The sequence below is a fragment of the Streptomyces caelestis genome (assembly GCF_001279005.1).
Taxonomy (GTDB): Bacteria; Actinomycetota; Actinomycetes; order Streptomycetales; family Streptomycetaceae; genus Streptomyces; species Streptomyces heliomycini.
In genome coordinates this window covers 51912-61684 of sequence record NZ_LGCN01000108.1, presented here as the reverse complement: position 1 = coordinate 61684, position 9773 = coordinate 51912, and the positions used below count along the sequence as shown (strand labels likewise).

At 75.1% G+C, this 9773-nt stretch carries 8 protein-coding genes and 1 pseudogene; 3 read left to right on the top strand and 6 right to left on the bottom strand.

The window, feature by feature from the left end; all coding sequences use genetic code 11:
* The first annotated feature begins 53 nt into the window (after positions 1-53).
* Entirely contained in the window at positions 54-1304 is a 1251-nt protein-coding gene (locus ADK41_RS10345; RefSeq protein ID WP_030828403.1) for a M14 family zinc carboxypeptidase, read from the top strand.
* 152 nt (positions 1305-1456) lie between these two features.
* On the opposite strand, the gene ADK41_RS10340 is transcribed toward ADK41_RS10345, so the two are convergent.
* Complete coding sequence (locus tag ADK41_RS10340) at positions 1457-1873, bottom strand: SSI family serine proteinase inhibitor (RefSeq protein WP_030828406.1); 417 nt, start codon at positions 1871-1873, stop codon at positions 1457-1459.
* 124 nt (positions 1874-1997) lie between these two features.
* On the bottom strand, positions 1998-2549 hold the full coding sequence (locus ADK41_RS10335) for a DUF1707 and FHA domain-containing protein (RefSeq protein WP_030828409.1): 552 nt from the start codon (positions 2547-2549) through the stop codon (positions 1998-2000).
* 175 nt (positions 2550-2724) lie between these two features.
* Here ADK41_RS10335 and treZ point away from each other — a divergent pair, with 175 nt between their 5' ends.
* Positions 2725-4470 carry a malto-oligosyltrehalose trehalohydrolase gene (treZ, locus tag ADK41_RS10330; protein ID WP_030828413.1) on the top strand — a complete coding sequence of 582 codons (1746 nt, stop codon included), beginning with the start codon at positions 2725-2727 and terminating at the stop codon, positions 4468-4470.
* A gap of 9 nt (positions 4471-4479) precedes the next feature.
* On the opposite strand, the gene ADK41_RS10325 is transcribed toward treZ, so the two are convergent.
* Both ADK41_RS10325 and ADK41_RS10320 read right to left on the bottom strand, forming a co-directional pair.
* Positions 4480-5433: an aminoglycoside phosphotransferase family protein gene (locus ADK41_RS10325; RefSeq protein WP_030828416.1), complete on the bottom strand. Its 954-nt coding sequence runs from the start codon at positions 5431-5433 to the stop codon at positions 4480-4482.
* Between the two features lie 50 nt (positions 5434-5483).
* Positions 5484-6611, bottom strand: a complete 1128-nt coding sequence (locus tag ADK41_RS10320; protein WP_030828419.1) for an aminopeptidase P family protein — start codon at positions 6609-6611, stop codon at positions 5484-5486.
* A gap of 116 nt (positions 6612-6727) precedes the next feature.
* Between ADK41_RS10320 and ADK41_RS39035 the strand changes: the two are divergent.
* A pseudogene (locus ADK41_RS39035) lies at positions 6728-6946 on the top strand (phosphodiesterase); the annotation flags it as partial.
* On the opposite strand, the gene ADK41_RS10315 reads toward ADK41_RS39035, so the two are convergent.
* Positions 6939-7490, bottom strand: a complete 552-nt coding sequence (locus ADK41_RS10315) for a PDZ domain-containing protein (protein ID WP_030828423.1) — start codon at positions 7488-7490, stop codon at positions 6939-6941. The pseudogene ADK41_RS39035 and the gene ADK41_RS10315 overlap by 8 nt on opposite strands.
* 64 nt (positions 7491-7554) lie before the next feature.
* Positions 7555-9714 (bottom strand): germacradienol/geosmin synthase Cyc2, encoded by a 2160-nt coding sequence (cyc2, locus tag ADK41_RS10310; protein WP_030828426.1) that lies wholly within the window; start codon positions 9712-9714, stop codon positions 7555-7557.
* Positions 9715-9773: the final 59 nt, after the last annotated feature.

Sequence of the window (9773 nt, the reverse complement as noted above, 5' to 3'; positions counted from 1 at the left end):
ACCCGGCCGTGGGGTACTGCGCAGTGCAACGCGGATTCAAGCGGTGACGGGGGGTGGGTCCGCTGCGGGAGTCGCGTTATCCGACGGTGGCCGAGCTGGTGCTCTCCGCCCGTGCGCTGGCCGTGCAGCGGCCCGGTCTGTGCGTCCTGCGGCAGGTGGGGGTCTCCCGCGCGGGCCGGCCGTTGCACCTGCTGTCCGTCGGACACGCGCGGCGGGCCGTGCTGGTGGTCGCCGGCGCCCACGCCAACGAGCCCGCCGGCGGGGGCACGCTGCTCGCGCTGGCCCGGCGGACGGTCCGGGAGCGGGAGCTGCGCGACGGCGTCTCGTGGCACTTCCTGCTGTGCGCGGACCCCGACGGGGCGAGCCTCCATGTGACGCCGGCGCCGCGCAGTCTGTACGACTACCACCTGGGCTTCTTCCGTCCCGCCGGGCCGGAGCAGCCGGAGTGGGCGCCGTCGGTGCTGCCGCCCGGCCGGCTGCCGCCCGAGACCCGGGCGCTGACCGGGGTCATCGACGAGGTGCGGCCCTATCTGCAGGTGTCCCTGCACGGCACCGATCTGGGCGGCAGCTGGGTGCAGTTGACGAGGGACGTGCCCGGGCTCGCGGAGCCGTTCGCCAAGTCGGCGGCGCGGCTGCACATTCCGGTGGAGACGGGCGCCTCGGACGCGGCGGGCTGGCCGGCGTCCGGTCCCGGGGTGCATGTGATGCCGGCGCCGGAGGCCGCACCCGCCTATCCGAGCCTGACCGACGACGCGCGGCACAGCACCTGGTACCACGCCCACCGGTACGGCGGCCTGACGGCGGTGATCGAGGTGCCGATGTGGGCCTGCGACCTGGTGGGCGACCCGGCGCCGCATCCGGACCCGGACGCGGCGCTGCGCCGTCTCGCGGACCGGCTGCTGCGGGACGCGGACGAGGTGCGGCGGGTGCTGGAGGAGACGCGGCCGCGGCACGGGGACGCGGACGGGCCGCTGCTGCGGGCGGCCGCCTGGGGGCTGGAGCTGGTGCCGGGGCTGGCCGCCGACCTGGTCCGTACGCCGCCCGTGGACGGCACGCGGGCGTACGTGGGCAGCGTGGACGCGTTCACGCGCCGGGTGCCGCTCAGGGCGGCGGCGATGCTGCGGCGGGCGCTGCGGGAGAGCGACGCGGGGGCGGCGGCTCGGCTGGAGGGGCTGGTCGCGCGCTGGAGCGACGCGTTCGCCGGGCGTTTTCGCGCCCGGTGGGTGCCGGTGGACCACCAGGTCGAGCACCAGTCCCGCACGGTGCTGGTGGCTGCCCGCCAGGCCCGCGAGCGGGCCCGGTGACGGAGGGCTCGCGGGCGGGGCGTCGGCGCCGGGGCTTCTGGCGTGTGGGGCGTCGGCGCCGGGCGGGGGGCGGTGCCCGGCCCGGCGACGACGGGGTGCCTCCCAGACCCTCAAGGCACGGGGAGAGGCACGACCCCCCGCAGCCGGATGGGTTACTGGGTGTCCAGGGCGAAGACCGCTCCTGTCCGGGCGGTCAGCAGGCAGGTGTTCGGGAAGGTTTCGGTGTAGTCGACGGGACGGCCGCGCCACCTTCCGCTCGCGTGCGCCGTCACCGGGGCGAAGACCATCGGGCAGACGACGTCCTTCGCCGGGAGGTCGGCGATGCGCCCGTCCACCGCGGTCAGCTCCGCGCAGGCGTCGGCGGCGCGCCGGTGGCCCCGGGGCGGGTCGCACCGCAGCAGGGTGCCGTCCTGCCTGGTGGACGGCGTCTCTCCGCGGCTGACCGTGAGCATCAGCCAGCTGTCCTCGGCCACGTGCCCGCCGCCGGCCCGCGCGGGCGCCGCGCACGCGAGCAGGACGAGGGCGGTGACCAGTCCCGCCCGTACCGCTTTCACTGAGATGTGCGTCATTCCCGATGCATCGGCACGACGGCGTCCGGACCCCACTCAACTCACCCGAACGGAAGGCTCCGCGGTCGGCCACGGCGTGGGGGCACGTCAACCTCCCGACGACCGTGAGGGCTTCGCCGGGAAGTCAGTGCGCCGCGAGCCGGTAGGTGATCTGCCCGAAGCCGATCTGGTCGCCCTCGCGGACGACGGCCGCGCCGACCACCCGACGCCCGTTCACCGTGGTGCCGTTGGTGGAGCCGAGGTCCCGCAGCACCCAGAGGCCGCCCTGGTGGCGGAGTTCGGCGTGCACGCGGGAGACCGTCTCGTGGCTGATCCGCAGTCCGCTGCCGGGGTCGCGGCCTATGCGCAGGGGGTGGCCGGCCGCCGGGTGCGGCAGCAGCAGCTTGGGGAGCTTCTCGGCCCGCCAGGCCCGGCGCAGCCGTACGGTGAATCCGGAGACGGCCTCCACGGTGCCGAACACCAGGCGGGAGACGCGGTTTTCCTGCGGGAGGTCGGCGGTGAGCGCGGCGAGCTCGTCGGAACGGCGGGCCACGAGCGCGAGTTCCATGCGCCGGACGAACGTGTCGTGGGACAGGCGGCCCATGGCGACGCCGTCCCGCAGCACGCTCAGCGCCTTGTCGCGCTCCGCGTCGGAGAGCCGCGCGGGATACGTGTGGAACTCGAAGGACGACGTCACGTCGCCGATTGTCGGTCAGTGACGGCCGGGCTGTCCAGAAAACGGGCAGACGGCCGCACGCGTGCGCGTGCCCGGCGACACCTGCCGCAAAAGGGAGGATCCACCGGCGCATTGATCTCCCATGGAGCACGATGGAGGGGCTACATCACGGTGAGCAGACGAAGGGGAACCGTCCGTGCAGTTCGAGGTGTGGGCACCGCAGGCCGGCCGAGTGACGCTCCGGTGCGACGGCGTCGGGCACGCGTTGGAGCGCGATCCGGAGCGGGAGGGGTGGTGGCGGGGGGAGGCCGGGGCGCACGACGGCTCCCGGTACGGCTTCGCGCTGGACGACGGTCCCGTCCTGCCCGACCCGCGCTCGCGCCGGCAGCCGGACGGGCCGGACGGGCTGAGCGCCGTCGTCGACCACGACCGGTTCGCCTGGCGCACGGAGTGGACGGGACGCCCGCTGCCCGGTGCGGTGCTGTACGAGCTGCACGTGGGCACGTACACGCGCGAGGGCACCTTCGACGCCGCCGCCGAGCGGCTCGGTCACCTCGCGGAGCTGGGCGTGACGCACGTCGAGCTGATGCCGGTGTGCCCGTTCCCGGGCCGGCACGGATGGGGGTACGAGGGGGTCTCGCTGTGGGCGGTGCACGAGCCGTACGGCGGACCCGAGGGACTGAAGCGGTTCGTCGACCGGGCGCACGCGCTCGGCCTCGGCGTCGTGCTGGACGTCGTGCACAACCACCTGGGACCGTCCGGGAACCATCTGCCGCCGTTCGGGCCGTACTTCACCGACACCCATCACACTCCGTGGGGGGCGGCGGTCAACCTGGACGCGCCCGGCTCCGACGAGGTGCGCGCGTTCCTCGTGGACAGCGCGCTGGCGTGGCTGCGGGACTACCGGTTCGACGGGCTGCGGCTGGACGCGGTGCACGCGCTGGTGGACACGCGCGCGTGCCACTTCCTGGAGGAGCTGTCCGGGGCCGTGGACGCCCTCGCCGCCGACACCGGCCGGCCCCTGTTCCTGATCGCCGAGTCGGATCTGAACGATCCCAGGGTCGTCCGGCCCCGCGCGGAGGGCGGTCTCGGGCTGAACGCACAGTGGAACGACGACTTCCACCACGCCCTGCACACCGCGCTGACGGGTGAGTCGCAGGGCTACTACGCCGACTTCGCGCGCGCCCCGTTCGCGGCCCTCGCCAAGACGCTCACCGGCGGGTTCTTCCACGACGGGACGTACTCCAGCTTCCGGGGCCGGCGCCACGGCCGCCCCCTGGACCGCAATCGGGTGGCCGGGCACCGGCTCCTCGGCTACAGCCAGACCCACGACCAGGTCGGCAACCGCGCCCGGGGGGACCGTCTGGCCGCCCTGGTCTCCCCCGGGCTGCTGGCCTGCGCGGCGGCCCTCACGCTGACCGCCCCCTTCACGCCCATGCTGTTCATGGGCGAGGAATGGGCGGCGGGCACGCCCTGGCAGTTCTTCACCGACCACACCGACCCGGAGCTCGCCGAGGCGGTGAGCGCGGGCAGGCGGCGGGAGTTCGCGGCGCACGGCTGGGCCGAGCAGGACGTGCCCGACCCGCAGGACCCCGTCACCCGCGACCGCTCCTGCCTCGACTGGTCGGAACCGGAACGCGAGCCCCACGCGCGCGTGCTGTCCTGGTACCGGCTCCTCCTCGCCCTGCGCCACGAGCACCCGGACCTCACCGACCCCGACCTCGGCGACACCAAGGTGGCCCACGACGAGGAGCACCGCTGGCTGGCCTTCCGGCGGGGGGACGTCCGGGTCGCGGTGAACCTCGGCGCCGAGTGGGCGGAGATCCCCCTGGGCGTGCCCGGCGCACGCGTCCTGGCGGCGTGGGAGCCGGTGGAGGCCCCGGGCCCGGACGGGGTGCTGCGCCTGCCGGCGGAGTCGGCGGTGGTGCTGCTGCAGGAGTGACCGCCGCGGCTACGGGACTTCGTCGCCGCCGAGGTCGGTCACGCGTTCCAGCATGATCGGTTCCCAGGCGCGGCGCAGTCTGGTGCGCGGGGGCCGCGGCGACGGGGCGGTGGCGGGGCCGGCCAGCGCCTCGGCGAGCCGGACGAGGGCGTCGCAGCGGGCCAGCCACAGCCCGCGCAGGCAGGGGCGGGCGCCGTAGCCGGCGAGGGTGGCGGCGCGTACGGCGGCCGGGGCGCCGACGGCGAGGGCGAGGCCCGCGATGTCCTCGGCGGGGTCGCCGACCACCGCCGCGTCCCAGCCGAGGACGCCCCGTACCCGGCCGTCCGCGCTCACCACGAGGTGCCCGCCGGTGAGGGCGTGGTGGACGAGGACGGCCGTGCCGGGCTGGGCGGCGAGCTGGACCGCGGCGGGCGGGGTGAGCCGGTTCAGCCGCCCCGGGTCGAACTCGTCGGCCGCGGCGAGCCGTCCGGCGGCCTCCGCGGCGACCCGGCGCAGGGCTTCCAGGGAGCGCGGGGAGACGCGCGGCACACCGAGCGTCTCCGCCTGCCGCACCGGCACCTCCCGCAGCCCCGAGAGCAGCCCGGCCAGGTCGGCCTCGCCGACGGCGGACACGCGGTGCTCCTCCCCCGTGCCGCCGGCCAGCCGGGTGTCCAGACTGCAGAGCAGACCGGGCGCCCACTCGCCGTACGCCACGGTGGACGGCAGCGCGACCGGGACGAGCGGGCGGACGAGGTCGCGCAGCCGCAGCTCGCGGCGGCGGCGCACACTCGCCTCACGGTCCGGGGCGAGGCGCAGCACATGGCGGGTGCCGACCCACCAGGTGGCGGGCTCGGCGCCCGCGGCGACGGGCCGGACGTCGGGGCCGGCGGCGGACTGCGCGCCGCCGCCTTTGCCGCCGTCCTTCAGCAGGGAGCGGGCCAGTCGGCGGACGGTGTCCGCGGTGGGTGTCGGTGTCTGGGTCATGGGCGCGCCGTTGCCGTTCGGGGAGGCGGGGAGAGGACGGAAGGGGCCGTTCAGTCCACTGTGACCATCTCCCGCCCGGTGTCGTTCAGCCGCCGTCCGCCGTCCCCGGTCACGGTCACGATGTCCTCGATCCGCACGCCGAACCGGCCGGGCAGGTAGACGCCGGGTTCGACGGAGAAGCACATGCCGGGGACGAGGGGCTGCTCCTCCCCCTCGATCATGTACGGGGGTTCGTGCGTGGTGACGCCGATGCCGTGCCCGGTGCGGTGGATGAAGTACTCGCCGTACCCCGCGTCGGCGATGACCGCGCGGGCGGCCCGGTCGACGTCCTGGCAGGCGGCCCCGGGCCGCACCGCGCGGAAGCCCGCCTCCTGTGCCTCGCGCACCAGGTCGTGCACCCGGCGCTCCTCGTCGGTGGGTTCTCCGACGTGGACGGTGCGGGAGGTGTCGGACCCGTAGCCGTCCTTGAGGCCGCCGAAGTCGAGGACGACCATGTCGCCGCGTTCGATGACGCGGTCGCCGCTCTCGTGGTGGGGGTTGGCGCCGTTGGGGCCGGAGGCGACGATCGTGAAGTCGACCTGGGAGTGCCCGAACCGGCGCAGCAGGGCGGCCAGATCGGCGGCGACGTCGGTCTCGCGGCGGCCGGCGAAGGCGACCTGCCTGATCTCCTCGAAGGCCGCGTCCGCCGCGGCCCCGGCGGCGGCCAGGAGTTCCAGCTCCGCCGCGTCCTTGACGGCGCGCAGCATCGGCAGGGCCTCGGTGAGGGAGGCGTACGAGGTGCCGGGCAACGCCTTCTGCAGGCCGAGCAGGTGCATGGCCCAGGCGTTGTCGCTGATGCCGAACCGCCCGTCCGCGTCCAGCAGGGCGGCGGCGGTGGCGTAGGGGTCCTCGCCGTCGGTCCAGTCGCGCAGGGTGAGGGCGCCGGCGCCGAGGGCGCGCTCGGCGTCCGGGGCCTCCAGGGTGGGGACGACGAGCACGGGGTCCCGGCCGGCCGCCAGCACCAGCAGGGTGAGCCGCTCGGTGACGGCGGTGGGGGTGTAGCCGGTGAGCCACACCAGGTCGGGACCGGGCGCCACGAGCAGTCCGGCGAGGCCGGCGTCGGCGGCCTGCCGCGCCGCACGCTCCATGCGGGCCTCGTAGTCGTCGGCGGTGAAGGACGCGGGCGCGGCGCCGGTCATGTCGGGGGCCTCCCAGGGCGACAGCAGGTTACGGGCAGCATCCTGCCCGGCGGGCAGGGCCGGCGCGAGCCGGTTCGCGATGTTCGCCCCGCCGCCCTCCTCGGCCCGCGGACGGCCGCCCCGAGGTCGCCGGGCCGATCACCGGCCACGCCCGCACCCCGGCCGCCACCACGCTCGCGGGCCGCCCGGTCCTGGTGGGACCGGGCGTGACCTGGACGCTGCGGCTGCCCTGGGAGGGCGGGCGGATAGCGGACCGGGACGCCCCGGTCGGGCTCGTCTTCCGCGTACCGGACGCCGAGGGCCGGCTCACCCGCCGCTTCCGCGTGGTCACGTGACGATGCCGGGGACGGCCGTCAACTGCTGGTAACCGCCGCCACGACGGCGCACGGTCAGCGTCACCTCGTCGCCCGGGCGGGCCCGGGCGACGGCGTGCGCCAGGTCGGCGGCCGAGTCGACACGGGTGGCGTCGAAGGCGAGGAGGACGTCGCCGCGTGCGAGACCGGCCGAGGCCCCGGGGCCGGGCACGTGCACGCCGACGACCAGCGCCCCGGGTCCCTCGTCGTCGGCCGCCTCCACCCCGAGCCGGGCGACCGGCGCGGACGGGGCGGACCGCGGCGCCGCGGCCGGGACGGCGGACTCCACCCCCGCCTGCCGCTTCAGCCCGGTGAGCCCGCCCGCGCCGGCGATCGTGGCCCCCACCGCCCCCAGCCCGGCCCCGGAGAGCACCAGGACCGCCCCGGTCAGCGCCCCGAGCACCGCGGTCACCACCCGGCGCCCGCGCCGCCGCCCGGGCGGGCCGGAGCCCGGCCCGTCCCCGGATCCGCCGCCCCCGCCCCCGTCGCCGGGCATCGGCCTGGGCCGCAACGCGGTCTGTTCCATGGTTCGCCTCCGGCGGCAGTGCGGGCGGTGTGGGTGGTGCTGGTGGCGCGGGCGGGGAGGGGCGTCAGACGAGGACCGGTGGCGCCGGTGCGCGACCCGGGAGGAAGCCGTGGACCCGGCCGGACAGGTACGCGTCCTTGTACCGGTCGACGTTCCGGTGCCAGTTGAGGATGCCCGCCATCCAGTTCCGCAGGTCCGTCACATAGCCCCGCATGATCGCCCGTGCCTCGTCCGACAACTGGAAGTCGTCGTAGACGACGGGCAGTTCGTGCTCCACGACATGCTCGAACTGGCGCATCCGCTGGTTCATCAGGTCCTGCACCACGGGCAGCGCGGTCGGATAGTCGACGCCGAAGAAGTTCTGCACCACGAGGACCGCGTTGTGCATCTCGCCCTCGAACTCGATCTCCTTCTGGTACGAGAAGACGTCGTTGAGCAGGCACGCGTAGTCGATCGCCGCGTTCTCCAGGGAGCGGACGGGACCGCTGCGGTAGACCTCCGGCGGCACCGCGGGTCCGTGTCCGGCGCGGCAGAGGCCCAGGGTGAGGTCGGAGCCGAAGGTGGCGCGGCGCATCTCCAGGTAGTCCACGGGGTCCGGGACGCGGTTCTGGATCTGGTTGGACAGCTCCCACACCCAGGCCTCGGTCATCGTGTCGACGGCCGACTTCAGGGGGCGGCGCTCATCGGGCGTCATACCGGCCGTCGTACGCCCCCACAGGTCGATCAGCGCCCTCTCCATGGCGTTGACGGGCGGCGGCGGGACCTCCTCGGGACCGAGGGGCATGCAGGCCGACAGACGGGCCGTGGTCAGCCGCGCGGCGGCCAGGTCGCGGCGGTGGCCGTAGACGAGCGGGTAGTAGTCGTCGCCGTAGGTGCCGAAGGCCAGCCAGCCGGAGGCGAGGTCGAGCTGCTCCTGGGTGGCGTCCGGGTCGAGGCCCGCCGCGCACAGCGGGAGGTCGCAGCTGGCGAGCTTGTCCTCGTCCCAGACGCCCTCGCCGAGGAAGCCGATCTCGCGCGACCACTCCAGCAGGTGCCGCCGCGCGCCGTCGAGGGCGGGGCTGAGCCGCAGCGGGAACGGCATGCGGATGTCGGGGATGATCGACGGGCCGACCTTCCGGAACGGCACGTGCGTGTGGGCGCGCAGCCTCTCGGCCCCCGCGCCGGCGAGCAGGGCGCCGACGTCGGCGGCGGACGTCCCGGGGCCGGACGGGGACTGCCAGGGGGCGCCGGACCGTGCGCCCTCGTTCATGTAGCGGCTGGAGCGCAGATGCCATTCGTGGCCGCCGGACTGCCAGTCCTGCAGGCCCTTCGCGTACGCCCCGACGGCCGCGGTCTCGACCGGGGTGAGCCCGTTCTCCAGCGCCACGGCGGGGACTTCGGTGAACGCGGTGTGCTCGAACTGGTGGAGCCGCGAGGTGAGGACGTCGCCCACGATGTCGGCGGCCTCCTGGGTGGTGCAGCCGAAGAAGGTCTCCAGGACGAGCACGCCGTTGCTGAGTTCGCCCTCGTCCTCGACCTCCCGCTGGTAGGAGAACAGGTCGTTGCGCAGGTGCACGGCGTCGGAGAAGGTCTCCATCAGCACCCTGAGCGGCCTGGTCCCGGCCACGGCGGGGGGCACCTCGGCGGTGGCGTACTCCACGAGCCCGGCGGACCAGGGCGCGCCGCCCACCTTGCGGCGCATCTCGATGTACTCGACGGGGTTGGCGATCCGCCCCTCGTTGATGTTGGACAGCTCCCACAGGGACTCGTTGAGGAGGTGCTCGGTGGCAAGGGCGAACCGGCGGCGCCAGCCGGCGGACATCGCCGGCACCGTGCGCGCCCACAGGTCGGCGAGGCCCGCCTCGACCGGGTTCTCCGGCACGGGGACGTCGGCCGCCGGGTCGAGCGGCATGAACAGCGGCAGCCGGTCCAGATGGGCCTTGCCGGCGGCGCGGTCCTGGGTGCGTTTGAACTTCTCCAGGAAGTGGTCGTCGAAGAAGAAGACCCACACGTACCAGTCGGTGATGAGCGAGAGGGCGGGCCCGTCGCAGTCGGGATGGGTGTAGGCGCAGAGCAGGCCGTAGTCGTGCGCGTCGAGGTCGGCCTGCTCCCAGACCCCGCTGCCCTCCAGCATGCCCATCTCGCGCGCCCACCCGGTCGAGTGGGCGCGGGCCTCTTCGACGTGCGGGTTGAGCCGCGCGGGGTGCGGCAGGTAGAAGTGCGGGAGTTCGAACGGCTGCGTCATGGCCGGGAGCTACCCGCGGCCCGGTGGTGGCATCCGCCGGGCCCAGCATGATCACACCA

What these genes read in the sequence shown, in the direction of transcription:
- ADK41_RS10315 (WP_030828423.1), bottom strand. Translation starts at nt 7,490, where the DNA reads ATGGAACAGACCGCGTTGCGGCCCAGGCCGATGCCCGGCGACGGGGGC.
- ADK41_RS10325 (WP_030828416.1), bottom strand. Translation starts at nt 5,433, where the DNA reads ATGACCCAGACACCGACACCCACCGCGGACACCGTCCGCCGACTGGCC.
- ADK41_RS10340 (WP_030828406.1), bottom strand. Translation starts at nt 1,873, where the DNA reads ATGACGCACATCTCAGTGAAAGCGGTACGGGCGGGACTGGTCACCGCC.
- cyc2 (WP_030828426.1), bottom strand. Translation starts at nt 9,714, where the DNA reads ATGACGCAGCCGTTCGAACTCCCGCACTTCTACCTGCCGCACCCCGCG.
- ADK41_RS10320 (WP_030828419.1), bottom strand. Translation starts at nt 6,611, where the DNA reads ATGACCGGCGCCGCGCCCGCGTCCTTCACCGCCGACGACTACGAGGCC.